The organism is Novosphingobium sp. HII-3 (assembly GCF_002916655.1).
Taxonomy (GTDB): Bacteria; Pseudomonadota; Alphaproteobacteria; order Sphingomonadales; family Sphingomonadaceae; genus Novosphingobium; species Novosphingobium panipatense.
Map to the genome: position 1 here is coordinate 69,857 of NZ_PPSM01000066.1, position 22,791 is coordinate 92,647.

General features: G+C 63.8%; 24 protein-coding genes. 18 read left to right on the forward strand and 6 right to left on the reverse strand.

The window, feature by feature from the left end; translation table 11 throughout:
• The first annotated feature begins 20 nt into the window (after positions 1–20).
• The 5 genes from fsa (at position 21) to C2R25_RS17750 (ending at position 6,735) form a co-directional block, all read left to right on the forward strand.
• Positions 21–671 carry a fructose-6-phosphate aldolase gene (fsa, locus tag C2R25_RS17730; protein WP_103730440.1) on the forward strand — a complete coding sequence of 217 codons (651 nt, stop codon included), beginning with the start codon at positions 21–23 and terminating at the stop codon, positions 669–671.
• 148 nt (positions 672–819) lie between these two features.
• Positions 820–2,634 (forward strand): cobaltochelatase subunit CobT, encoded by a 1,815-nt coding sequence (cobT, locus tag C2R25_RS17735; RefSeq protein ID WP_103730441.1) that lies wholly within the window; start codon positions 820–822, stop codon positions 2,632–2,634.
• A gap of 84 nt (positions 2,635–2,718) precedes the next feature.
• Positions 2,719–3,384: a nitroreductase gene (locus tag C2R25_RS17740; RefSeq protein ID WP_103730442.1), complete on the forward strand. Its 666-nt coding sequence runs from the start codon at positions 2,719–2,721 to the stop codon at positions 3,382–3,384.
• A 55-nt stretch (positions 3,385–3,439) separates the two neighbouring features.
• Positions 3,440–4,891 carry a cysteine--tRNA ligase gene (cysS, locus tag C2R25_RS17745; protein ID WP_103730499.1) on the forward strand — a complete coding sequence of 484 codons (1,452 nt, stop codon included), beginning with the start codon at positions 3,440–3,442 and terminating at the stop codon, positions 4,889–4,891.
• A gap of 170 nt (positions 4,892–5,061) precedes the next feature.
• Entirely contained in the window at positions 5,062–6,735 is a 1,674-nt protein-coding gene (locus C2R25_RS17750; protein WP_103730443.1) for an acetolactate synthase large subunit, read from the forward strand.
• Positions 6,736–6,777: 42 nt separating this feature from the next.
• Here the strand turns inward: C2R25_RS17750 and C2R25_RS17755 are convergent, their stop codons facing one another.
• Positions 6,778–7,143 (reverse strand): hypothetical protein, encoded by a 366-nt coding sequence (locus tag C2R25_RS17755; RefSeq protein WP_369825720.1) that lies wholly within the window; start codon positions 7,141–7,143, stop codon positions 6,778–6,780.
• Entirely contained in the window at positions 7,133–7,333 is a 201-nt protein-coding gene (locus C2R25_RS17760; protein WP_103730444.1) for a hypothetical protein, read from the reverse strand. Before C2R25_RS17760 ends, C2R25_RS17755 begins: the two co-directional genes overlap by 11 nt.
• 98 nt (positions 7,334–7,431) lie before the next feature.
• On the opposite strand from C2R25_RS17760, the gene C2R25_RS17765 reads away from it, so the two are divergent.
• From C2R25_RS17765 to C2R25_RS17795, 7 genes are all read left to right on the forward strand, one after another.
• Entirely contained in the window at positions 7,432–8,082 is a 651-nt protein-coding gene (locus C2R25_RS17765) for a S24 family peptidase (protein WP_103730445.1), read from the forward strand.
• Between the two features lie 86 nt (positions 8,083–8,168).
• Complete coding sequence (locus C2R25_RS17770; RefSeq protein ID WP_103730501.1) at positions 8,169–8,825, forward strand: MBL fold metallo-hydrolase; 657 nt, start codon at positions 8,169–8,171, stop codon at positions 8,823–8,825.
• Between the two features lie 151 nt (positions 8,826–8,976).
• Positions 8,977–9,156 (forward strand): 50S ribosomal protein L32, encoded by a 180-nt coding sequence (gene rpmF / locus C2R25_RS17775; RefSeq protein WP_103730446.1) that lies wholly within the window; start codon positions 8,977–8,979, stop codon positions 9,154–9,156.
• Between the two features lie 30 nt (positions 9,157–9,186).
• On the forward strand, positions 9,187–10,260 hold the full coding sequence (plsX, locus tag C2R25_RS17780) for a phosphate acyltransferase PlsX (protein WP_103730447.1): 1,074 nt from the start codon (positions 9,187–9,189) through the stop codon (positions 10,258–10,260).
• Positions 10,260–11,231 carry a beta-ketoacyl-ACP synthase III gene (locus tag C2R25_RS17785; protein ID WP_103730448.1) on the forward strand — a complete coding sequence of 324 codons (972 nt, stop codon included), beginning with the start codon at positions 10,260–10,262 and terminating at the stop codon, positions 11,229–11,231. The genes plsX and C2R25_RS17785 overlap by 1 nt, the downstream gene beginning before the upstream one ends.
• Positions 11,232–11,339: 108 nt before the next feature.
• The gene (locus tag C2R25_RS17790; RefSeq protein ID WP_103730502.1) at positions 11,340–11,636 is read left to right on the forward strand and encodes an integration host factor subunit alpha; all 297 of its coding nucleotides are present in this window, start codon (positions 11,340–11,342) and stop codon (positions 11,634–11,636) included.
• Between the two features lie 28 nt (positions 11,637–11,664).
• On the forward strand, positions 11,665–12,108 hold the full coding sequence (locus C2R25_RS17795; protein WP_103730449.1) for a MerR family transcriptional regulator: 444 nt from the start codon (positions 11,665–11,667) through the stop codon (positions 12,106–12,108).
• A gap of 4 nt (positions 12,109–12,112) precedes the next feature.
• On the opposite strand, the gene C2R25_RS17800 is transcribed toward C2R25_RS17795, so the two are convergent.
• Genes C2R25_RS17800 through C2R25_RS17815 form a run of 4 tightly spaced genes read right to left on the reverse strand, consistent with a single transcriptional unit; the run spans position 12,113 to position 14,889 of the window.
• On the reverse strand, positions 12,113–12,898 hold the full coding sequence (locus C2R25_RS17800) for a hydrolase 1, exosortase A system-associated (RefSeq protein ID WP_103730450.1): 786 nt from the start codon (positions 12,896–12,898) through the stop codon (positions 12,113–12,115).
• Complete coding sequence (locus tag C2R25_RS17805) at positions 12,895–13,587, reverse strand: hypothetical protein (protein WP_233204118.1); 693 nt, start codon at positions 13,585–13,587, stop codon at positions 12,895–12,897. Before C2R25_RS17805 ends, C2R25_RS17800 begins: the two co-directional genes overlap by 4 nt.
• The gene (locus C2R25_RS17810; RefSeq protein WP_103730451.1) at positions 13,587–13,844 is read right to left on the reverse strand and encodes an acyl carrier protein; all 258 of its coding nucleotides are present in this window, start codon (positions 13,842–13,844) and stop codon (positions 13,587–13,589) included. Before C2R25_RS17810 ends, C2R25_RS17805 begins: the two co-directional genes overlap by 1 nt.
• A gap of 34 nt (positions 13,845–13,878) precedes the next feature.
• Entirely contained in the window at positions 13,879–14,889 is a 1,011-nt protein-coding gene (locus C2R25_RS17815) for a GNAT family N-acetyltransferase (RefSeq protein WP_103730452.1), read from the reverse strand.
• A 33-nt stretch (positions 14,890–14,922) separates the two neighbouring features.
• Between C2R25_RS17815 and C2R25_RS17820 the strand changes: the two genes are divergently transcribed.
• The 6 genes from C2R25_RS17820 to C2R25_RS17845 all read left to right on the forward strand — a co-directional run bounded on the left by C2R25_RS17820 (position 14,923) and on the right by C2R25_RS17845 (position 22,782).
• Positions 14,923–16,464, forward strand: coding sequence for an acyl-CoA ligase (AMP-forming), exosortase A system-associated (locus tag C2R25_RS17820; RefSeq protein ID WP_103730453.1), 1,542 nt, complete (start codon positions 14,923–14,925; stop codon positions 16,462–16,464).
• Positions 16,461–17,687, forward strand: a complete 1,227-nt coding sequence (locus C2R25_RS17825; RefSeq protein WP_103730454.1) for a pyridoxal-dependent decarboxylase, exosortase A system-associated — start codon at positions 16,461–16,463, stop codon at positions 17,685–17,687. Before C2R25_RS17820 ends, C2R25_RS17825 begins: the two co-directional genes overlap by 4 nt.
• A gap of 171 nt (positions 17,688–17,858) precedes the next feature.
• Positions 17,859–18,503 (forward strand): XrtA/PEP-CTERM system exopolysaccharide export protein, encoded by a 645-nt coding sequence (locus C2R25_RS17830; protein WP_103730455.1) that lies wholly within the window; start codon positions 17,859–17,861, stop codon positions 18,501–18,503.
• Position 18,504: 1 nt separating this feature from the next.
• Complete coding sequence (locus C2R25_RS17835; RefSeq protein WP_103730456.1) at positions 18,505–20,028, forward strand: XrtA system polysaccharide chain length determinant; 1,524 nt, start codon at positions 18,505–18,507, stop codon at positions 20,026–20,028.
• Positions 20,029–20,038: 10 nt separating this feature from the next.
• Positions 20,039–21,058: an AAA family ATPase gene (locus C2R25_RS17840; protein ID WP_103730457.1), complete on the forward strand. Its 1,020-nt coding sequence runs from the start codon at positions 20,039–20,041 to the stop codon at positions 21,056–21,058.
• Positions 21,055–22,782 (forward strand): preprotein translocase subunit YajC, encoded by a 1,728-nt coding sequence (locus tag C2R25_RS17845; protein WP_103730458.1) that lies wholly within the window; start codon positions 21,055–21,057, stop codon positions 22,780–22,782. The genes C2R25_RS17840 and C2R25_RS17845 overlap by 4 nt, the downstream gene beginning before the upstream one ends.
• Positions 22,783–22,791: the final 9 nt, after the last annotated feature.

Sequence of the window (22,791 nt, forward strand, 5' to 3'; positions counted from 1 at the left end):
CGCCCAAGTAGGACATCGCCATGAAATTCTTCGCAGACACCGCAGAAATCGCCGACATCAAGGAACTGGCCGAGACCGGTCTGCTGGACGGCGTAACGACCAACCCTTCCTTGATCGCCAAGTCCGGCCGCAACTTCATGGAAGTCACCGCCGAGATATGCAAGCTGACCGACGGCCCCGTAAGCGCCGAGGTCGTCGCGCTCGATCATGCCGGCATGATGCGTGAGGCGGAAATCCTGCGTAAGATCGCGGACAACGTGTGCATCAAGGTTCCGCTGACCATCGACGGGCTCAAGACCTGCAAGGCCCTCACCGGCGAAGGCACAATGGTCAACGTGACGCTGTGCTTCTCGGCCAACCAGGCCCTGCTTGCCGCGAAGGCGGGCGCCACGTTTGTATCGCCTTTTGTCGGGCGCCACGACGACAACGGCTTCGACGGCATGGGCCTCATCAGCGACATCCGCCTGATCTACGACAACTATGCGTTCGAGACGGAAATCCTCGTCGCTTCGGTGCGTCACGGCGTCCACGTCCTTGAAGCGGCGCGGATCGGCGCGGACGTGATGACCGCGCCTCCCGCAGTGATCAAGGGCCTGTTCAAGCATGTCCTGACCGAAAAGGGCATCGAAGGCTTCCTGGCTGACTGGGCCAAGACCGGCCAGTCGATCTAAGGCTCTCTCTTCCACGCCTTGGACAGGTCCGGGGGGCTCGGTGCAGGTTCCGCTTGCTCCGAGCCGCGCTGGGCCTGTTCCACGTCAGGCGTGCCCGATTGCGCATCCTGTTTGAGCCGGCAGCGGCGATGCGCTACGCGTTCTCACGATGTCCGACGAATCTCCCGCAGACCGCTTCAAGTCCGTCCTCGCAGGCGCCTCCCGCGCCATCGCCCAGGAGGCGGAAATCGAGGTGAACTGGACCGCCGACGCCCCCAGTTCAACCGGTGGAACATTCCGCGTGCCGATGCCGGGGCGCAGTCTCCCGCGGGCCGCAGCCATGCAGGCGCGGGGCTTCGCCGATAGCTTCGCACTCAAGCTGAGGCACCACGACGACAAGCTGCACTTGCGCAACGCGCCGTCAGAGCCAACGGCGCGGGCTGCCTTCGACGCAGTGGAAACCGTTCGTTATGAAGCGCTTGGCGCGAACTCCTACGAAGGCATGCGCGATAACCTCGACGCCGCCCTGCTGACCCGCATCGGCTCCGATCCGATCACCCGCGCCGAAACGCCGGATGCCGTGCCGGTGCCGGCGGCTCTTGCGCTTCTCCTGCGTGAGCGCCTGACGGGACAGGAAATCCCTGAAGCGGCTCGCGCCGGCGTGGAGATGGTGCGTAACTGGATCGAGCATAAGGCCGGCGCCGATTTCGACGCGCTTGCCGGGTCTCTGGCGGATCAGAAGGCCTTCCAGTCCCTTTCGCTGGACATGCTTCAGCATCTCGAACTGACGCGCGCCGAAGAAATCCCCCAGGAACCCAACGAAGCCGACGATATGGACGGCGAGGAGGAGACCGAGGAACAGGAAGACGGAGGCGAGCAGGGGCAGGACCAGCAACCCGCCGAAATGGCTTCCGAACCGTCGCAGGGCGATGACGAGGGGGAAAGCGAGGCCGAAGGCGATACCTCCGACGACATGGAGGAAGGCGACGAGGGCCAGGAGGGCGACGAGGGCATGCTTCCCGTCCGCCCGAACCGCCCTTGGACGGACATACCCGAGAGCTTCGACTACAAGGTGTTCACCGAGGCCTTCGACGAGGTGGTCGGTGCATCCGACTTGTGCGACGAAGAGGAACTGACTCGCCTTCGCGCCTATCTCGACGCGCAGCTCAAGGGATTGCAAGGCGTCGTCACGCGTCTTGCAAACAGGCTGCAGCGCCGCCTTATGGCGCAGCAGAACCGTTCGTGGGACTTCGATCAGGAGGAGGGTCTGCTGGATGCGGCCCGTCTCGCCCGGGTGGTCGTCTCGCCGGGACAATCGCTATCCTACAAGATCGAACGCGACGTGGAGTTCAAGGACACCGTCGTCACCCTTCTCCTCGACAATTCCGGCTCGATGCGCGGACGCCCGATCTCCATCGCAGCAATCAGCGCCGACGTTCTCGCACGCACTCTGGAGCGGTGCGGCGTAAAGGTGGAGATTCTGGGCTTTACCACCCGGGCCTGGAAGGGGGGGCAGAGCCGGGAGGCGTGGCTGGCGAACGGGAAGCCGCAGCACCCGGGACGTTTGAACGATCTGCGGCATATCGTGTACAAGAAGGCGGACGAACCCTGGCGCCGCGCCAAGAAGAACCTCGGCCTGATGATGCGCGAAGGGCTTCTGAAGGAAAACATCGACGGCGAGGCCCTGCTCTGGGCGCACAATCGCCTTCTGGCGCGGCAGGAGGATCGCCGTATCCTGATGGTCATTTCCGATGGAGCCCCGGTCGACGATTCCACCCTTTCGGTGAACTCGGCGGGATACCTCGAAGCGCATCTGCGGCGCGTGATCGAATGGATCGAAGGCAAGAGTCCGGTGCAACTGGTGGCGATCGGTATCGGTCACGACGTGACCCGTTACTACCGCCGCGCGGTCACAATCATGGACGCGGAGCAGCTTGGCGGCACAATGATCGAGCAACTGGCAGGGCTGTTCGAAGAAGAATGATCGGTGTCGTAACCGGCGGCATTGAATTTCCCGATTGAAGCGACAGCTTAGGCATCACGCCAGGAACGTCTTTCGAGGTAATTCATGAACGTAGCAGAAGCCGTTGCCACCCGCCGCTCCATCCGTGCCTTCAAGTCCGATCCGGTTAGTCTGGAAACGCTGCGGCGGGTTCTGGACCGGGCGCGGATGGCGCCTTCGGGATGCAATTTCCAGCCATGGGAAGCGACGGTCCTGACGGGCGAGCCTCTGGCGGCCTTGCAGGACAAGATGCGCCGGGCGGCGCCGCAGGATCCTCTCGAGTACAGCTTTTCCGAACCCGAACAATCCCCGCGCCACCTCGCTCGCCTGAAGGACCTGGGCGCGACGATGTACGGGGCGATGGGTATCCGGCGCGATGACGCGGACGCGCGCAGCGACTTCTCGAACGCTAACATCGTGTCGTTCGGCGCGCCGGCTCTCCTGCTCTGCCATTTCGAGCGTTTCATGGGGCCGCCGCAGTGGTCGGATGTTGGTATGTGGCTGCAGACGATCATGCTTCTGCTTCGGGAGGAGGGGCTGGATTCCTGCCCACAGGAGTGGATGTCGCTCTACGCCCGGCTGATCAAGGAACACATCGGTGTATCCGACGAAACCCACATTCTCTTCTGTGGTATCGCCATCGGATATCGTGATCCCGACGCGGCGGTGAACACGTTCGAACGGCCGCGCGTGCCGCTTAACGAGCAGGTCCGGTTCATCGGTTTCGACTGAGCCGCCTTCGCCGGCGTGGCTTGACTGCGCCGGCATGCCGCTTATGCCCCCGCGCATGACCGACGCACCCACACTCACGCTCTTCAACAGCCTGACCCGCAAGCTCGAGCCGTTCGTGCCTGTCCACCCGGGCGAGGCGCGTGTCTACACCTGCGGTCCGACGGTCTACAACTACCCGCACATCGGCAACATGCGTGCCTACGTCTTCGCTGACGTGCTCGGCCGGACGCTGAGCTACAAGGGGTACCGGCTCACCCACGTGATCAACATCACCGATGTCGGCCATCTGACCGACGACGCCGACGCGGGCGAGGACAAGATGGAGAAGATGGCGCGCGCACAGGCGCAGTCCATCTGGGATATCGCCGCGCATTATACGCAGGCGTACTGGGCCGATATCGCCGCCCTCAACATCCGCCAGCCCGCGAAGTGGTCGATCGCGACCGACTACGTCCCGCAGATGATCGCCTTCGCGGAGAAGATCGCCGACCGGCACTGCTACGAACTGGAAAGCGGCCTCTACTTCGATGTCTCCACCGTGGCGGATTACGGCCGGCTTGCGCGTGCGGTGACGGAAGAGGGTGAGAGCCGGATCGACGCGGTCGAGGGCAAGCGCAACGCGGCCGACTTCGCCATCTGGCGCAAGACTCCGTCTGGTGAGAAGCGCCAGATGGAGTGGGATTCGCCCTGGGGCCGAGGGGCTCCGGGGTGGCATCTTGAATGCTCCGTCATGAGCGGTGACCTCCTGGGCTTCCCGTTCGACATTCACACCGGCGGCATCGATCATCGTGAGATCCATCATCCCAACGAGATTGCGCAGAACCAGGCATTCTGCTGCACCAACGGGCTCGACATACCGGCAAACTCCGGAGCCAAGGTGTGGATGCACAACAATTTTCTGGTTGAGCGATCCGGCAAGATGAGCAAGTCCTCGGGTGAATTCCTGCGGTTGCAACTGCTCATCGACAAGGGCTACCACCCGCTCGGCTATCGTATGATGTGCCTCCAGGCGCACTACCGAAGCGAGCTCGAGTTTTCATGGGAGGGGCTCGCCGCAGCTCTCGTGCGTCTCAAGCGCATGATCATGGCGGCCGAACGTCTCGCGGGCGTGGAGGCAGGCGATGCAGGACACCCCAAACTCGCTCCGATGCTGGAGGCGTTTGACACGGCTATCGGCGAAGACCTGAACACTGCCGTCGCGCTGACGGCGCTGGAAGATGCGCTGGCTGCCAAGAAGGTAGACGCTGGTGCCAAGCGCGCCGTCGTCGAACGCATGGATGCGGTGCTCGGTCTGGGCCTGTTCGCAACCAGCCGCACCACGTTGCGCCTGCGCCCGAAGGCGGCGGTGATCACCGAAGCGGAAATCGAGGATGTGCTGCTGCGGCGCAAGGATGCGCGGGCGCAGAAGGACTTCGCGACCTCCGATGCGCTGCGCGACGAACTTGCCGCCAAGGGGGTCGAAGTCATGGACGGCGATCCGCTCGGTTGGGAATGGAAGCTCGGTTGAGCGTCGCCCGCGATTGCTGCCGGACTAGCTGTCCTTTTGCCGTGGTGATAATTTCTTCGGACGGGCTGGCGGAATCGTCAGAGACGAGGGCGATGTAACACGGGTATCCAGCCAGTCCGGCAAAAGCGGACGCCACAGCCCGCATCCGGTGCAGAGGGGATCAGAGGATCATGGCTGAAGGTGACAAGCGCAAGGCATCGGATCTGTTCGTGGAATGCCTTGAGCAGGAAGGCGTCGAGTACATCTTCGGCGTTCCGGGTGAAGAAAACCTGGATTTCCTCGATTCCCTGTCGCGATCCAGGCAGATCAAGCTGATCCTCACCCGGCACGAGCAGGGTGCCGGTTTCATGGCGGCCACATATGGTCGTCATACCGGCAAGGCGGGGGTCTGCCTTTCCACGCTCGGGCCGGGCGCCACGAACTTCGTGACGGCCGCCGCCTACGCCACGCTCGGCGGCATGCCGATGCTGATGATCACCGGCCAGAAGCCGATCAAGAAGTCAAAGCAGGGGCGGTTTCAGATCCTCGACGTCGTGTCGATGATGCAACCGATCACCAAGTATGCCCACCAGGTAGCCTCTTCCGACAACATTCCGAGCCGTGTGCGCGAAGCGTTCCGGATCGCCGAGGAAGAAAAGCCGGGTGCAACGCACATCGAGCTTCCTGAGGACATCGCCGACGAGCACACCGATTCTCGTCCGGTCCCCCGCTCCATCGTGCGGCGGCCAACTGCGGATGAGAAGTCGATCGCTCAGGCCGTGGAGGCTTTGCAGAACGCCCGGCGACCCCTGCTTGTCATCGGCGCCGGCGCAAACCGCAAGATGACCAGCAAGATGCTCGGCGAGTTCGTGGCGAAGACGGGCATTCCGTTTCTCACGACTCAGCTCGGCAAGGGCGTTATCGACGAGCGTCACCCGAAGTTTATCGGCTGCGCCGCGCTTTCGGCCGGTGACTTTGTCCACCGCGCGATCGAAGATGCCGACTGCATCGTCAACATCGGTCATGACGTGATCGAGAAACCGCCGTTCTTCATGCACAACGACGGCACGCGGGACAGCCGGGTCGTCATTCACGTGTCGACCAAGACGGCGGAAGTGGACCCGGTCTATTTCCCGCACATCGAGGTCATAGGCGATATCGCCAATGCCGTGTGGCAGATCAAGGAAGCCATCGCCCCCTCGCCGAAATGGAATTTCGAGGCGATGCTGCGGTATCGCGCGGCGGAAATCGCGCACACGGCGCGGCTTGCGGCAGACGAGCGCTTTCCGATCTTCCCGCCACACGCGGTTCAGCAGATCCGCGATTGTCTGCCGGACGATGCGATCGTCTGCCTCGACAACGGCATCTACAAGCTGTGGTTCGCGCGCGGCTACTGTGCGACGAAGCCGAACACGGTTCTTCTGGACAATGCGCTTGCCACGATGGGCGCCGGGCTTCCCTCCGCCATGGCCAGTGCGATGGTTTATCCCAACCGCAAGATCCTGGCCGTGTGTGGTGACGGTGGATTCATGATGAACAGCCAGGAACTCGAGACGGCGGTGCGCCTGGGCTTGAACCTGACGGTACTGATCCTCAACGACAATGCCTACGGCATGATCCGCTGGAAGCAGGCGAACATGGGTTTTGCGGATTTCGGGCTCTCCTACGGCAACCCTGATTTCGTCAAATATGCCCAGAGCTACGGCGCGAATGGATACCGGGTGGAAAGCGCGGCGCACCTGAAGGAGCTGCTTGCGCACTGCCGCGACACGCCCGGTGTCCACCTGATCGATTGCCCGGTGGACTACTCGGAAAACGACCTTATCCTGAATACGGAGATCAAGGAGCTTTCCCGGGCGCTGTAAGGCCCCTCCGGTCGTTTGAAGGACAGGAGGGGATGGCGTCATTTAGCAGTCCTCGAGGAGCAGAAGTTCCACCTCGATCGCGAGGCGGGGTGGGGCCTGCCGATGTTCGACCGCGACGACGGCGGCATCGGCGACAAGGTGGCGTGGTATGGTGAATTCGTGATCGGGCAGGGCGGCGATAAACGCCTCTCCACGCTCGATGGCTTCACCTTCGAACACCAGAGCTATCGTGTGACGCGCGCCGGAGAAGGTGGCGCTGGCCCAGGGCCGTTCCGCCTGGTGCAGCAGCTCCGCTCCCGGTCCCGCCAGCCGAAGTACGTCGGACAGCAAACGCGCCCACGGTTCGTTCGTGGAATGCCGATGGCGAGTCGGGCGGCGGAATGTTTGCTGGAGCGGCTCAGCGGACACGGGCGTTCTCCCTCGTCTGGGCGTCATAGGTGGCCATGAACTGCTGCACGCGCGCGGCGAGCTCCTCCCGGGGCGCGCGGCCGTTCCGCAGGTCGGCTACGAATCGCGGATCCTGCGCCGCCAGTCGGCCGAACTTCGTCCAAGGCATGTCGGTCTGGCGTAGGAAGCGCTCAATCTGGCGCAGTAGCATCCGGTCTTGTCCTTTCCTGTAGGATTCTTCTTGCTGTTCCGCATTTGTTCCTCTTAAAATCCAACATGTCTAGGAAATTTCCTACGGGTGCGAATTCCATGGTTTCGAACGATGATGCCCGCGCGCGCTTGCTGGAACTTGCCGATCGCAGGCAGATCAGCCTGTCGAAGTTGTCGCTCATGCTCGGCAAGAACCCGAGTTATCTCCAGCAGTTCGTCAGAAAGGGGAGCCCGCGGAAGCTGGAAGAGGAGGATCGCGGCATGCTCGCGCGGTTCTTCGGCGTCGAGGAGGAGGAGCTCGGCCGTTCGAAGGAAAATTCCTACGGCGGGGACGGGCGCTCTGGCGGCGAATGGGTGCTTGTGCCGCGCCTCAGCATCGGCGCTTCGGCCGGACCCGGCGCGATGGCGAATGGAGAGCTTGTTTTCGATACGATGCGCTTTTCAGACCGCTGGCTGCGTTCACTCGGCCTGCAGCCCGGCAATCTCTCCACGATCGCGGTCAGAGGCGATTCGATGGAACCGACATTGCGTCATGGCGATGAAATACTTGTCGACCGCACGCTGCGGAGCCTGCGCGATGGCATCCATGTTTTGCGACTGGATGACACTCTGCTGGTGAAGCGCGTCGATACATCCCGGTCCGGAGTTCTGGTGCTCCTCAGCGACAACCCGGCCTATCCGCCTCTCGAATGCAACCTCAAGGATGTCGAACTCGTCGGCCGCGTGGTGTGGAAGGGCGGTCCCATCTAGGCGGCTCTGGCCGGTTGCATTCCGGCGGCGCAGTCGCCATTCCCTCACGCATGACGCAAGCCCCAGACCAGCCGCGCACGCCGCCCATGCGTGTGGCCATCATTCCCGTGACTCCCCTGCAGCAGAACTGCTCGCTCCTCTGGTGCACGGCCACGATGAAGGGCGCGCTCGTTGATCCGGGCGGGGACCTCGACAAGCTCAAGGGCGCTGTCGCGAAGGCCGGGGTAGCGCTGGAAAAGATCCTGATCACCCATGGCCATCTGGACCATTGCGGCCAGGCGGGTGTGCTCGCGCGGGAACTCGATATTCCGATCGAGGGGCCTCATGAAGAGGACCGCTTCTGGATCGCGCAGCTGAGCGATGACGGTCCGCGCTGGAACATGGAGGCGCACACCTTTGAACCTGACCGTTGGCTGCAGGACGGGGACAAGGTTACCGTGGGAAATCTGGAGCTCGATGTGGTGCACTGTCCGGGCCATACACCGGGGCACGTTGTGTTCGTGCATGAGCCCAGCCGCTTCGCCATGGTGGGCGATGTTCTGTTCCAGAACGGTATCGGCCGCTGGGACTTCCCGCGCGGCAATCTGGACGACCTGCTCCATTCCATCACGCAGAAGCTCTGGCGGTGGGGCGACGATGTCACCTTCGTGCCGGGCCACGGGCCTGTAAGCACTTTCGGCCAGGAGCGGCGGACAAACCCCTATGTCAGCGATCAGGCGGTAAAGCAGCGTGCACCCGCCTGAGGTGGCGGTTGGCGACGGCGTATCCATCCCGAGTAACGGGTTGCAACTCGCGTCAAATCGGTTATAGGCGCGCCTTCGCAAGCCGCCGTGTCCCGAGACGGTCACCGGCGGCCTTTTTGACAGAAACGTATTTGCAGGAACAGGTGCCGAAATGGCTGTCCCTAAAAGAAAGACGACTCCCTCCCGCCGGGGCATGCGCCGCAGCCATGACGCGCTGAAGGTCGATGCATTCCATGAATGTGGAAATTGCGGCGAACTGAAGCGTCCGCACAACCTGTGCACGTCCTGCGGCCACTACAACGGCCGTGAAATCGTTGCGGTTGAAGCCTAAGATACTCTGGCGAGTTTCGGAGAAAGCCCCATGAGTTTGCCGCGTATCGCCATAGATGCGATGGGCGGCGACGAGGGCGTGCGCGTCATGATCGAAGGCGCCGCGCTTGCGCGCCGTCAGCATGACCGTTTCAAGTTCCTGCTTGTGGGTGATGAGGCGCGGATCAAGGCTGCGCTCGAAAAGCATCCCAACCTGCGGGCAAGCTCCGAGATTCTTCATACCGAAGGCATCATCAGCGGCGAGGACAAGCCCAGCCAGGCTCTTCGTCGTGCCAAGGGTACGTCGATGGGGCGTGCCATCGAAGCTGTGAAGCTTGGGCATGCCGGGGCTGCCGTCAGTGGCGGCAACACCGGTGCGCTGATGGCTATTGCCAAGCTGACCCTTCGTACGATGCCGGGCATCGATCGCCCTGCGCTGGCAGCTCTGCTGCCGACGCTGGGTGACAACGACGTCATCATGCTCGATCTTGGCGCGAATACTGAGTGCGACAGCCGCAATCTCGTGCAATTCGCGATCATGGGCGCCGCTTATGCGCGAGTCGCCACCAGTCGCGATGAGCCGCGCGTTCGCCTTCTTAACATCGGTACGGAAGAGACCAAGGGGACGGAGGAACTGCGCGATGCAGCCGCTGTGCTCAAGGGAGCGGCCGAACACCTGTCCATGTCATTCGACGGCTTTACCGAGGCGGACAAGATCTGCCGCGGCGATGTCGACGTTGTAGTGACCGATGGTTTTTCAGGAAACGTCGCCCTGAAGGCGGTGGAAGGCACGGCACGCTTTGTCGCCGATCTGCTGCGCCGCGGCTTCACCAGCTCGCTCAGGTCGAAGATCGGGTTCCTGATCTCGCGACCCGCGACTGAGCTGCTCAAGCATCATCTTGACCCCAACAACCACAACGGTGCCGTCTTTCTTGGGCTGAACGGTATCGTCGTGAAGAGCCACGGCAGCGCCAACGCTGCAGGCGTGGCCAATGCGGTGGCGGTTACCGCGCGGCTTCTGGAGGAAAACGTGACCGAGCGTATCTCTGCGGATCTCGCCCGTCTTGGCGGGTCGGCCTGGCGTATGCCGAAGGGCGTTCCCGGCGTCCAGGAAGAGCGCGCCTGATGCTTCGGTCCGTTCTTCTCGGCACTGGGTCTGCGCTTCCGCGCACGGCCGTCAGCAACGCCCAGCTTGCAGAGCGAGTCGATACCAGCGACGAGTGGATCGTCGAGCGGACCGGAATCTCGAATCGTCATGTGGCCGAGCCGGACGAGACGACATCCAGTCTGGCGACGGACGCCGGCCGGAGAGCGCTGGATGCCGCCGGCATCGATGCGTCCTCCATTGACCTGATCGTGCTTGCCACCGCGACCCCCGACCAGACGTTCCCCGCAAGCGCGACGATCGTGCAGAGCCGCCTGGGATGCCGTCCCGGCGGGATCGCCTTCGATGTGGCAGCGGTCTGCTCCGGCTTCCTCTATGCGGTGGGCGTGGCCGATTCGATGCTGCGGGCGGGAATGGCGAAGCGCGCGCTGGTCATCGGCTCTGAGACCTTCAGCCGTATCCTCGACTGGGAAGACCGCACGACCTGCGTCCTCTTCGGCGACGGAGCGGGCGCCGTCGTGCTTGAAGCGCAGGAGCAGGACGGCGACAGCCCGCGCGGTATCCTTTCGACCCGGCTGCATTCCGACGGTGCGCACAACCAGTTGCTCTACGTCGATGGCGGCCCTTCGACCACCGGGACCGTCGGCAAGCTTCGGATGAAGGGGCGGGAAGTCTTCCGCCATGCCGTAGTGAACCTGTCGGATGTTCTACGCGAAGTGGTTGAAGATGCAGGGATAACTGCCTCCGACATCGATTGGCTTGTGCCTCATCAGGCTAACGCGCGCATTCTGGAAGCCACGGCCAAGAAGCTCGATCTTCCGCGGGAGAAGGTCGTCATGACCGTCGGCCAGCACGCCAATACCTCTGCCGCTTCGGTGCCTCTTGCGCTGGATCAGGCGGTGCGTGACGGTCGGATCAAGCCGGGCGATCTCGTCATGCTAGAAGCTATGGGCGGCGGGTTCACCTGGGGTGCCAGCCTCATTCGGATCTGACTTTCTGCAATAACGGTCAAACTGCCTTCAATATTGGGCGTACCGTTGCTTTTCCCCGTGTTTGTAATATTATCGGGCTGTCGGCGCAGTATGGGGATGCGGGCTTTGATGCGCTCTACGGATACTTTGACCAGGGCCGAAATCGCTGAGGCCATTCATCGCAAACTGGGCATATCGCGTGCCGAGTCTCTTGCAATGGTGGAATCGATCCTCCAGCACATGTGTACGGCTCTTGGCGATGGCGAGAACGTCAAGATTTCCGGCTTCGGCACGTTCCTTTTGCGGGACAAAGGTGAGCGGATCGGCCGTAATCCCAAGACCGGGGTTGAGGTACCGATCACGCCGCGCCGGGTCATGACGTTTCGCGCCAGTCAGATGCTGAAGGACCGTATCGCCGCGGAATGACGGTATCGTCCATTCTAAAGGGGCAGGTATGGTTTTCTCAGAAGCGGCTCTAGAAACGTCGGTCCAGACCGGCGAGCAAAGCCCGTTTTCGGATGGGAAGGATCCCCAGGCGCTGCGCACCATTGGCGAAGTTGCCAGTGCGCTCGACATCCGAACGCATGTGCTGCGCTACTGGGAAGAGCAGTTTCCGGCGCTGAAACCTATCAAGCGCAGCGGCAACCGCCGCTATTACCGTCCTGAAGATGTGGCGCTGATCGTCGAGATCAACCGACTGGTTCATCGCGAAGGGTACACGCTCAAGGGGGCCGCAAAGGCCATTCAGGACAGGCCGGCTCTGCCCGCACCGAGCGGTACTGAGGCTTCGGCGCCAACGGCGGAGACGATGACCGGCCCCGGCCCTATCGAGCCCTGGATCTTCGACCAGCTGGCCGTCATTCGGAGGGAACTCGCCGAGGCCCTGGAACGGGCCTGATCCCTCACCGCGGCAGGTGATCGAGGACCTGCAGGACTTCGTTCAGCAGCCATTCCTGAGCTTCGGGCTCCACGTAGCTGTGGGATGCCTGGGAACAGATGCGGATTCGTTCGTCTGTTCGGCTCCAGCGCGCAAGGAACGCAAGCCCGGTCCGATCCCGCTCGGCAACGAGGATGCGGACAAGGCCCGGAAAGGCGGCAAGCCCTTGCTGTAGCTCGGCCGTCAGGCCGCCCGCCGGAACCGGGACACGACGAATCGAGAGCAGAAGGCTTCGCGCAAGCTCTGGCATCGACACCTTGCCGGTAAGCAGCCTTCGAAACGCAGAGAGATCCTTCAGCCGTTTCAGATAGTGAGCGCGCACGACTTCGGGCGGCGAGGAGACGCTTTCTTCGTCAAACGTCCACGGGTTCGAGAGAATCAGGTCGTCCAGACCTCCGCCTCGGGCAAGCATCAGTGCGCTGGCGGCATCGCAGTTGCCGAAGCCGACGACGCGGTCGACCTGAGGGCAGTCCGCACGAAGCGCGGCGCATGCGGCCGCGATATCGGGCGCACTGCCACGAAAACCACTGTTATGGCCTTCACTGTCGCCAACACCGCGACGGTCGTACCGGAACACGGGATACCCTCGTGCGGCGACACGGGCGGCGAACAGGGCCTGTCCGTTCCACGCGCCGGCGCGCACCTCGTTGCCGCCGGAGACGATGAGGAGTGCGGTTCGTCCAGGGGCGCTGTCGAGGGTGCCGATCAGTCGATCGCCTTCACAGGTGAACGTGATGTGGCGCCTCGTCACTGGCTGAGCGCCTGTACGATCCGGCTCGCGAGAGTGGCAGCCTGCGCAGGGCTGTCGTCAGGCTCTGCCCGCAACCACAATCCGCTGCCGCCGATGTCCTCCTGAGGGATCCGTGCTCCACCGGGCGTAGGTGCCATCGTGCCGAAGTGGCGGCAGAAGTCCGCGCCGAGGGAATAGCCGGAGAGGGTGATCCCCTGCGTCATCGCGATCTCGGCAAGCGCCTCACGCGTTTCGTCACGCCCTGCCTCGCGAGCGGAGAGAACCCGTGCGCGATACATCTGGCGCATGATGGTCTCCGCCTTGGCAGGCGCGTAGTGGAGGGCAGGCAGGTTGCGGGGCGTGAACATGCAGCCGCCGCGAATGCCGAGTGCGTGCGTTGCTCCGAAGTGGCGGGCTGCGGCCATCGCGGCGTCGAGCCAGTCAGCCGGCTCCTGCTGCGCCAGATCCTGAAGGCTTTCGTTGCAGCCGGGAAGATCGGGAAGGAACGTGTCGATGCCAGCGTCGGCAAGGTTGCGCATCACGCGAACCGTCAGGCGGCGCAGCTTGTTTCCCTCTTCGAACAGCGCCGGCACGATGAGCAGTCGTACCGGACCCGACGCATCGCAGCAGATCGCGAATTCCTCTCTGATCCCGCCTGCGGGAAGCGGGTAGGACCAGCTTGCCGGGGTGATGATGCCCCGGACTTCCATCAGCCGCGCTTGGCCCGGACGAAGGCCAGAAGGGCGCCGTATGTTTCCAGCATTTCGCCTTCCAGTTCGTCGTCCTCGATAATGATGTCCAGGCGATCTTCCAATTCGGTCAGCAGTCCAGCGACAGCCATCGAATCAAGTTCGGGAAGATGGCCAAAAAGGCCGGTATCGTCGTCGAAGGCCTCCGCCTGACCGGGCTTCAGGCCAAGCACGTCCGTCAGGATCTGGCGGAGCAGCTGGTCGGTATCGTCTGGCATGGCCCCTCGGCGCGCTGTTTTCAACGGCCGCCCTCTAGCGACGCTTCGCACTTGCGGCAAGTGACCGCAGGCGCCTGCCAAGGAGTGGGCGCCAGTTCCTCGGATGGTGGGGAACGAACATTTCAAGTAGCCATCGATCCTGCTGCTGCTCCATCCAGTCCCGTTTGTAAGGGTCGTCTCCGGTGCCGAAGTCGACCAGCGTCACGCGGTCCTGGTCAATCACGTGCTGCATCAATCGCGCTGTAAGGACGGAACCGGGCGAGAGGGCCCTGGCATCTTCCCGATGAGCCAGCTTGTGGATGAAGGCTGTACCCCCTTCCACGGTCCAGAACTGTGCCGCGACGGCGGGAGCGTCCGGCTCGTGCGCGGGGAAAGCGAGGGCAAGCCGCAGGCGTCCCGCCAACCCTTCCGCCTGAGCGAACGCGCGAAGGAAGGGCAGGGACCCTTCCTCCGGTTTCCAGCTCCGGGCGTAGATGGTCTCGTACTGATCCCAGGCATGCGGATTGAAATGGTCGAACACGCGCGTGATAAGCTTGCCGGACTTGCGCCGAATGGTGCTGCGCAGGGTTCCCGGACGGCTTGCGAGGTACGCTTCGTAAGAACGTCCGCAGACCGGCAGGATATGGTTGGTATCGCAGATCGAGCGATGGACGCGCCATCCGGCGTCGTGGAAGGCGGTCTGCAGCCGGGTTGCGCTGCCATCTTCGTCCGGCACTCCGCGCAAGGTGATCCGGTGTGCACAGTTCCGGAGATCCCGGGCAAGCGCCGACAGCGCCATGCCGTCCGTCACGACGGGACGGAAGCGGAACGTGTACCAATTGGCGAGACTGGACAGATGTCCCCGGCCTCCGGTCAGAGGCAGAACCGCAAGGCCGCTCCCCGTCCGCGCTACGGCAAGCAACGGGGAGATGCCGCAATGGATCGCCAGGCCTTGCCACCAGGAGAGGCGGTCGAACGGCGCCTGTGCAAGGGGTGCGGACAGAAGCGATCCAAGCGCCTCGTCGGATTGCACTTCGTTAAGATCAGAGTGATAGTCGATCTGCAATTCGTCCCTTCCCCCCGCGGAGCCTTTCCCCAGATGCCGGGCCGTCCCGAATACACGATCCTGCCGCTCGACCACCTTGTTCTGCGCGGCGCCGATGCTGATGAGGCTCTGGTGCTTCGCAAGGAGACCCTTACCTGGAAGGACTTAAGAACACGTGTGTCACGTCTCGCCGCCTGGCTTGCGCGAGAAGTGCCGGAAAAAGGCGCGCGTGTCGCCACCTGGGCAGCGAAGGGGGAGATGACCTGTCTCATGCCGTTGGCGGCGGCACGGGCAGGGCTGGTGCACGTTCCGATCAATCCCCTGCTCAAGCATGCGCAGGTGGCGCACATACTTGGCGACAGCGGGGCGGCCCTGCTGCTCGGCACGCCGGCGCGTCTTGCCACCCTGGAAGCGGTGCGGGATGTGCCGCGCGCATGCCGGGTTGTCGCCGAGGATGTCGCCATGACGGCTGCGGCCGCGTTCGAGGGACACTTAGGCGCTTCGACGGCTGATCCGAACGATCTTGCGGCCATTCTCTACACGAGCGGGTCGACGGGTCGTCCAAAGGGCGTCATGCTCAGTCATGCCAACATCTGGCTCGGCGCGGAAAGCGTGGCGGATTATCTTGGCCTTGCTTCGGATGACCGCACGCTGGCGGTACTGCCTCTTTCGTTCGATTACGGGCAGAACCAGCTGCTTTCCACCTGGTACGCAGGCGGGTGCGTTGTTCCGATCGACTATCTGGTGCCGCGCGATCTGCTGAAGGCGGTTGAGCGCCATGGCATCACCACGCTTGCCGCAGTGCCCCCCCTGTGGGTGCAGGTAACGGAGCTCGACTGGCCGCCAGAAGTCGCCGGCAGGCTGAGGCGCCTGACGAACAGTGGCGGTGCGCTGACAGTGGACCTCGTGCGCAAGCTGCGATCGACGTTTCCTTCAGCCCGGCTCTTTCCCATGTACGGCCTGACCGAAGCCTTCCGCTCCACGTACCTTGATCCGGCGCTCGTGGACGTGCATCCGACATCGATGGGCAAGGCTATTCCACATGCAGAAGTGCTTGTTATCAATGACATGGGGCGCATCGCTGAGGATGATGAAGAAGGGGAGCTGGTTCACTGCGGGCCGCTTGTCGCGCAAGGCTACTGGCAGGATCCCGAACGCACAGCAGAACGCTACAGGCCAGCCCCGCCGGCGTCGCGCTATGGCGGGACAGCCGTCTGGTCCGGTGACCGTGTTCGCCGGGCTCACGATGGCCTGCTCTACTTCGTCGGTCGGCGCGACGCGATGATCAAAAGTGCAGGCAACAGGATTTCGCCGCAGGAGATCGAGGAGGCTGCGCTCGCCACGGGTCTGGTCGCGGAGGCCGTGGCTCTTGGCGTTCCGGACGACCGCCTGGGACAGGCTGTTCACCTTGTGGTTCGCGCGGCTGCGGATGCTTCAGATGCTGCTTCAGAACTTCCACGTAAACTGATGCAGGACTTACCGAACTTTATGCAGCCCAAGATTATTCACTGGCGAGAGCGACTGCCGACAGGCCCGAACGGAAAGCTGGACCGGGTCGTTCTTGCTGCAGAACTGGATGGGGGGCTGAAGGCATGAAGGCGCTGGGTCCCATACCGGCAGGCTTCGACGCGGCGGGCGGTATTCTGGCGATTGACGGTCGGTCCGTCACGGAACTGATCGCGGAGGCGGGAGCGACCCCGCTGTTCGTCTACAGCGGTGATCGCATTCGCCAGCGGGTGACTGCCCTGCGCGCCGCTCTCCCTGAGCGCGTGGCAATACATTATGCTTTGAAGGCCAATCCTTTCCTTCCTGTTGTTGAGTTGATGTCGAGCCTGGTCGATGGTTTCGACATCGCTTCGGGCGGCGAACTCGAGCTCGTGCGTGCCGCCGGTGTCCCGCTTGAGCGCGTCAGCTTCGCCGGTCCCGGCAAGCGGAACGCTGAACTGGAAGCGGCGATCAGGGGCGGCGTGACGCTCAACCTGGAATCCGAGGGCGAAGCGCGCCGGGCATTCGCCATAGCGGAAAAGTTCGGGATCACGCCGCGCATGGCCATCAGGGTCAATCCAGACTTCGACCTCAAGGGGTCGGGCATGAAGATGGGCGGCGGGGCTAAGCCATTCGGCATCGATGCGGAGCGCGTTCCGGCCCTGGTCCGCGAAGTGGTGGCCAGTGGAGCGACGTGGCGCGGCTTCCACATCTTCGCGGGCAGTCAGGCGCTGGACGCCGAAGCGGTTGCCGATACGCAAAGGCAGACAATTGCTCTTGCCGGGCGACTTGCCGAGGAAAGCGGCGTGGACCTGCCGCACTGCAACCTGGGTGGTGGCTTCGGCATTCCCTACTTCCCCGGCGACACACCGCTTGACCTCGCGTTCGTGGGGGAGCAGCTGACGGCTAGTCTGCGCGACCTGCCGGACGTGCTCGCCGAGACCGAGTTCTGCGTGGAACTGGGACGCTATCTGGTGGGTGAAGCCGGGGTCTATCTTGCCGAGGTGATCGACCGCAAGGTGAGCCACGGAGAGGTTTTCCTGGTTACGGATGGTGGTCTTCACCATCAGCTTGCCGCTTCGGGCAACTTCGGCACCGTGGTCCGGCGGAACTATCCTTCGGCCATAGCCACGCGCTTCGGCGCGCCAGTCGAGGAAGAGGCGACCATCGTCGGCTGCCTCTGCACACCGCTTGACAAGCTGGCGGACAGGGGGGGCTTTCCGCGGGCCGATGTTGGTGATCTCGTCGCCATCTTCTGCGCGGGCGCTTATGGTGCGAGCGCAAGCCCTGCCACCTTCCTGGGCCAGGGGCCGGCCAGGGAAGTGCTGGTCTGACCGAGCCGGCCGGCTTTCAGGTCCGTCCCGAAATGGCACCGGCAGGAGATTAGTCTCGTTCAGCTAACGCAAAATTCACCGTTTCGGGTGATAGCGGGGCTGATTTTGCCGGTCGTTCCGTGCGCCTGCGGGCGGAGGGAGAAAACCCGGCGCAAGACGAGGATATTTTCCATGCCGCAACTCCCCGCTCGATCCGTCGCCCTGGCAGCGCTCGCGAGCACTGCTCTGGCCGGGTGCAGCGGCGCTGCTCGCCCCGCTGCGGAGTTGCCGGCTGCATCGTTCGTGGCGATGGAAGAGGGCCCGGGCGAGGAGTACATCATCGGGCCTCTCGACCAGCTGACGGTGTTCGTCTGGCGCAACCCGGAACTCGGCGCCAAGGTGCAGGTGCGGCCTGACGGTCGAATCACCACTCCGCTGATCAGCGACATGCCGGCTGTGGGCAAAACTCCGTCGGCGCTCGCACAGGACATCCGCCTGCAGCTTTCGAAGTACATTGAGGATCCGCTGGTGTCTGTCATCGTGGACGGGTTTTCCGGCACCTTCAGCCAGCAGATCCGCATTGTGGGCGCGACGGAGAAGCCGGCCTCGCTGCCTTACCGCGCCAACATGACCGTGCTGGACGCCATAATCGCGGTGGGCGGGCTGTCGGAGTATGCTGCGGGCAACAGCGCCCGTCTGATCCGCTTCGACAAGGCGACTGGGAAGCAGCAGGAATACAAGCTGCGGCTGGGCGACCTCCTGCGCAAGGGCGACAGCAAGGCCAACGTGATGCTCAGCCCCGGCGACGTGATAATCATTCCCGAAAGCTTCTTCTGACATGGAGTCGCTCTACGAAGAGCTGCTGGCCGGGTTGCACAGCATATGGCATCGTCGCTGGATAGCGCTCGGCATTGCCTGGGCAGTCTGTCTGGTCGGCTGGTTGGCCGTCGCGCTCATTCCGAACAGTTACGAATCGCGGGCGCGCATCTTCATCCAGCTGGATGACGCCCTGGCGGAACAGGTCGGCATCGGGGTGGCGGATAAGAAGCGCGACATCGAACGTATCCGTCAGACCCTTACCAGCGCCGTCAATCTGGAGAAGGTTGTGCGCTCCACCCGTCTGGGCGACACGATCGACAACCCCAAGGCGATGGAAGCGGCGGTGCTGAGACTGGCCAAGAACGTCAAGGTGGTGACACAGGAGGACAATCTCTTCGAGATCACCGCAACTGCTAACGATTCTTCCTTCTCCGATGCCGAGAATGCCAAGCTGGCGCAGAACGTGGCCCAGAAGCTGATTGACCTGTTCCGGGAAGAAAACCTTTCCGGAAACCGTGGCGACATGGTGGAGACGCTGGAGTTCGTGAACCAGCAGCTGCGCCAGCGCGAGCGGGAGCTTGAGGCCGCGGAAACCAAGCGGGTGGCGTTCGAGGCCCAACATCCCGAGATGGCTCTGGGCGGTGCCGCCCTGGCGCAACGTCTGGAGACGTCACGTGCGAGCCTGCGGGACATCGATGCGGATCTCTCGGCGGCGCGCAGCGCCCTTGCTGCCATCGAAGGGCAGCTTGCCGGTACGCCGCGCACGATCTCGGGGGGCGCTGCGGACGGCGGCGCTCAGTCCGCGTTCGCACGCGCGCAGGCCGATCTTTCGGCCATGCGGGCCAGGGGCCTTACCGAAAACCATCCCGATGTGATCGCGGCGCGTAATCAGGCGGCAGCCTTGCGCGCTGCGGCTGCTCAGGAGGCGGCGAGCGGCGGGGGAACACCCAACCCGGCTTACACCTCGCTCCAGTCGATCCGGGCTGAACGCCAGGCTTCCGTGCAGGCCCTGCAATCCCGCAAGGCAGCCGCGCAGTCCGATATCGCATCGCTCACCGCGTCCGCGATCTCCGACCCCGAACTGGCGACGGAGGCGCAGCGCATCAACCGCGACTACGATGTTCTTCGCCAGCAATACGACAAGCTTCTGCAGGATCGCGAGGAATTGCGCCTGCGCGGCGAAGTGAAGACGGAGCGTGAAGCGGTGAAGTTCCAGGTGGTAGACCCTCCGACGACTCCGCGCACACCCGTCGCCCCCAACCGTCCTTTGCTGCTGCTGGGCGTGCTGATGGCCGGTGTTGCGGGTGGCTGCGCGGGAGCCTTCGTCCTCAGCCGCGTCCGTTCTGTCTTCGCGACAACCTCAGGCCTGGAGAAAGCCACCGGGTTGCCGGTCCTGGGAGCCATTTCGCATAACCTGACGGACGCGGCCCGCGCCTTGCAGGCCAAGCGTCTGAAGTACTTCTTCGCAGGCACGGCTGCGCTTGGCGGCTTCTTCGTGGTGCTGTTGGCCGCCGAGTTCATCCAGCGCGGCATGGTGGCGTGAGGAGGCAGGCATGACCGATCATCACCGCAGACCGCAGGCTGAGCACGAGGATGCAGAGGACGGGAAGTCGCTCCTGGAGCGGGCGGACGGCCGCTTTGACTTCAACAGCCTCATGGGGCGGCCAATCCCCGCAGCCGAAACATCAGCTTCGGCAGCCTCCCGGCGGGAAGGCCAGCGCGTGGCAGCGGGGGCGAGGCAGCCGGTGTCCGACGCGGCACAGGCGCGAAGTGCGGCCGGAACAACCCCGCCGTCAGTGCCGCGCCAGGAGGAGGAGGGGGCAGTGGCCACCTTCACCGGTGAGGTCCACGCCGTCGACAGGGAGCACCTGCGCGAGCAAGGCCTGATCGTGCCGGAAGGCGCCGTCACCACGCTTCTGGAGGAGTTCCGGATCGTCAAGCGCCAACTCCTCGTGCAGGCGGCCGACCTACGGCGTCAGAACGCCGGGCCTATGGCGCAGCGCGTGCTCATTTCCTCGCCTCATCCCGGTGAAGGCAAGACCTATTGCGCGCTCAACCTGGCGCTCTCGATCGCGGCGGAAAAGGAAAGCGAAGTCCTTCTCGTCGATGCGGATTTCGCCAAGCCGTCGATCCTGTCCGCTCTCGGGCTGCCGGGCGGACCGGGGCTCATGGACGCGCTGATCGACAGCACGATCGACGTCGCCGACTGCGTCCTTCGCACAGACATTCCGGGACTGCACGTGTTGCCTGCTGGTGAAGCCACCAGCACGGACAGCGAGTATCTGTCGAGTTCGCGCACGTCGCGCGTGCTGGACAGGCTGACGCAGGGTGCGCCGCACCGTATCGTGATTTTCGATTCGCCGCCTGCACTCGCGGCATCGCCGGCCGCGGAGCTGGCGAAATACGTCGGGCAGGTGCTCGTGATCGTACGGGCGGACAGGACGGGACGCGGCGCCCTCGATGATGCGATCACGCTGCTGAATGCATGCCCCAACGTCCAGCTGCTGCTCAACGCGGCGCAGTTCAGCCCCAGCGGCCGGCGTTTCGGTTCCTACTACGGATATAAGGGATGAGGCGCGTCAGGGAGGCTTCCACCAGCTTTGCCGTGCTGACGACACTTGCGCTCCTGCTCGTCCCTGCGGCCGGCCATGCGCAGGCCGGCGGCCAAAGCGGCATGGGCGCGAGCGCGAGTTCCGCCTCCGCCTCGTCGGACGGGACCTCTCGTCGCAGCGAGCGGGGGAATCGCCGTGGGAAGGGTACGAAGCGGCTCGAAGTGGCGCCCTATATCGAGATCGACCAGATCGTGACGGCGGAGCTGTCTCCGGGCGATGATCTGCTGACTTACACGCAGATCGCCGCGGGCGTGGATGCGTCGGTTCAGGGGCGCAACAATGGTGCGTCCGCATCGATCCGCTACCAGCGCCAGTTCGGCTGGGGGCGGAAAGCGGGCGACGGCGATGCGGTGAGCGGCGTCGCCCGCGGCTATGCCACCGTCACGCGCGGTCTCACGTTGGAGGCTGGAGCGCTGGCGTCGCAGGTCGACGTCGAGAATGGCGGATCGGCCCTGGTCGCAGGTCCGCTTTCGGGTGATGGCACGTCGACCATCTATTCTGTCTACGCCGGCCCATCGCTCGCGACGCGCGCGGGAGATCTCGACGTGTCTGCAAACTATCGCGCCGGCTTCACCAGGGTCGAACAGTCGGATGGCGCGCGCGATGCACAGACAGCCGCTGCGGCAGACGTGTTCGACAAGAGCGTGACGCAATCGGCGGACGCTCAGGCAGGCTTCGCTCCCGGCACGGTCCTGCCCGTGGGTCTGGGCGTGGCGGGAAGCTTCAACCGCGAAGACATCTCGAATCTGGATCAGCGCACGCAGGACATGCAGGTGCGTGCCATGGTGACGGTGCCTGTCAGCCGAACGGTCCGCCTTGTGGGCAGCGTCGGCTATGAGGATGTGGAGATTTCCAGTCGCGACGTCCTGCTGGATGAGAACGGCCTCCCTGTCATCGGCTCCGACGGCCGCTACGTCACGGACAAGTCCGCGCCGCGCGAACTCGCCTACGACGTCAGCGGGCTGACCTGGGACGTGGCCGTCATGTGGCGACCAAGTCGCCGGACCTCGCTTTCGGCACATTTCGGGCGGCGTTATGGCTCCACCAGCTTCGGCGGTACGCTGGCCTACGCGCCAAGCGATCGGCACCAGTTCAACGTGACGGTCTACGACAACATATCCGGCTTCGGCGGCCAGCTGGGGCGGGCTTTGGAGCAGCTGCCGGACGACTTCGAGGTCGTCCGCGATCCGATTACCGGGGAATTGCGCGGCTGCGTTGCCTCTCTTGAAGGCGGGAACTGCCTTACCGGTGTCCTTGGCACCGTCCGTTCGTCCACTTTCCGCGCACGGGGCGTCTCCGCCAGCTACTCGCTTGAGTTCGGTCGGCTTTCGGCGGGTCTTGGAGCGGGATACGACCGGCGCAGATACATCGCCGCAGAGGGCACCATCCTTGCCGCGGCGAACGGGGTGATCGACGAGAACTGGTGGCTTGCGGCCTACATGGGCGGTAGCCTCGGACCGGATGCAGGCTGGTCAGCGAACCTCTACGCCAACTGGATCAGCAGCAACGATCCCTTCACGGGCGATCTGGCCGGGTATGGGGCCTCGGCCGGTTACTACAAGTTGTTGGCGCCGCGCCTGCGTGGCACGGTCGCCCTCGGCCTCGACGGGGTAAGCTATGGCGCGCCCTCCATCGACGATCTGTGGACCGCTTCGGCGCTCGCAGGTCTGCGCTACACGTTCTGAGAGGACAAC

Bases quoted from the DNA above. Each gene is read 5' to 3' on its own strand.
- C2R25_RS17770 (WP_103730501.1), top strand. From the start codon at position 8,169: ATGCGTGTGGCCATCATTCCCGTGACTCCCCTGCAGCAGAACTGCTCG.
- C2R25_RS17825 (WP_103730454.1), top strand. From the start codon at position 16,461: ATGAAGGCGCTGGGTCCCATACCGGCAGGCTTCGACGCGGCGGGCGGT.
- C2R25_RS17765 (WP_103730445.1), top strand. From the start codon at position 7,432: ATGGTTTCGAACGATGATGCCCGCGCGCGCTTGCTGGAACTTGCCGAT.
- C2R25_RS17840 (WP_103730457.1), top strand. From the start codon at position 20,039: ATGACCGATCATCACCGCAGACCGCAGGCTGAGCACGAGGATGCAGAG.
- C2R25_RS17790 (WP_103730502.1), top strand. From the start codon at position 11,340: ATGCGCTCTACGGATACTTTGACCAGGGCCGAAATCGCTGAGGCCATT.
- rpmF (WP_103730446.1), top strand. From the start codon at position 8,977: ATGGCTGTCCCTAAAAGAAAGACGACTCCCTCCCGCCGGGGCATGCGC.
- cobT (WP_103730441.1), top strand. From the start codon at position 820: ATGTCCGACGAATCTCCCGCAGACCGCTTCAAGTCCGTCCTCGCAGGC.
- C2R25_RS17820 (WP_103730453.1), top strand. From the start codon at position 14,923: ATGCCGGGCCGTCCCGAATACACGATCCTGCCGCTCGACCACCTTGTT.
- C2R25_RS17760 (WP_103730444.1), bottom strand. From the start codon at position 7,333: ATGCTACTGCGCCAGATTGAGCGCTTCCTACGCCAGACCGACATGCCT.
- C2R25_RS17810 (WP_103730451.1), bottom strand. From the start codon at position 13,844: ATGCCAGACGATACCGACCAGCTGCTCCGCCAGATCCTGACGGACGTG.
- C2R25_RS17750 (WP_103730443.1), top strand. From the start codon at position 5,062: ATGGCTGAAGGTGACAAGCGCAAGGCATCGGATCTGTTCGTGGAATGC.
- C2R25_RS17740 (WP_103730442.1), top strand. From the start codon at position 2,719: ATGAACGTAGCAGAAGCCGTTGCCACCCGCCGCTCCATCCGTGCCTTC.
- C2R25_RS17805 (WP_233204118.1), bottom strand. From the start codon at position 13,587: ATGGAAGTCCGGGGCATCATCACCCCGGCAAGCTGGTCCTACCCGCTT.
- C2R25_RS17830 (WP_103730455.1), top strand. From the start codon at position 17,859: ATGCCGCAACTCCCCGCTCGATCCGTCGCCCTGGCAGCGCTCGCGAGC.
- plsX (WP_103730447.1), top strand. From the start codon at position 9,187: ATGAGTTTGCCGCGTATCGCCATAGATGCGATGGGCGGCGACGAGGGC.
- cysS (WP_103730499.1), top strand. From the start codon at position 3,440: ATGACCGACGCACCCACACTCACGCTCTTCAACAGCCTGACCCGCAAG.
- C2R25_RS17785 (WP_103730448.1), top strand. From the start codon at position 10,260: ATGCTTCGGTCCGTTCTTCTCGGCACTGGGTCTGCGCTTCCGCGCACG.
- fsa (WP_103730440.1), top strand. From the start codon at position 21: ATGAAATTCTTCGCAGACACCGCAGAAATCGCCGACATCAAGGAACTG.
- C2R25_RS17845 (WP_103730458.1), top strand. From the start codon at position 21,055: ATGAGGCGCGTCAGGGAGGCTTCCACCAGCTTTGCCGTGCTGACGACA.
- C2R25_RS17835 (WP_103730456.1), top strand. From the start codon at position 18,505: ATGGAGTCGCTCTACGAAGAGCTGCTGGCCGGGTTGCACAGCATATGG.
- C2R25_RS17795 (WP_103730449.1), top strand. From the start codon at position 11,665: ATGGTTTTCTCAGAAGCGGCTCTAGAAACGTCGGTCCAGACCGGCGAG.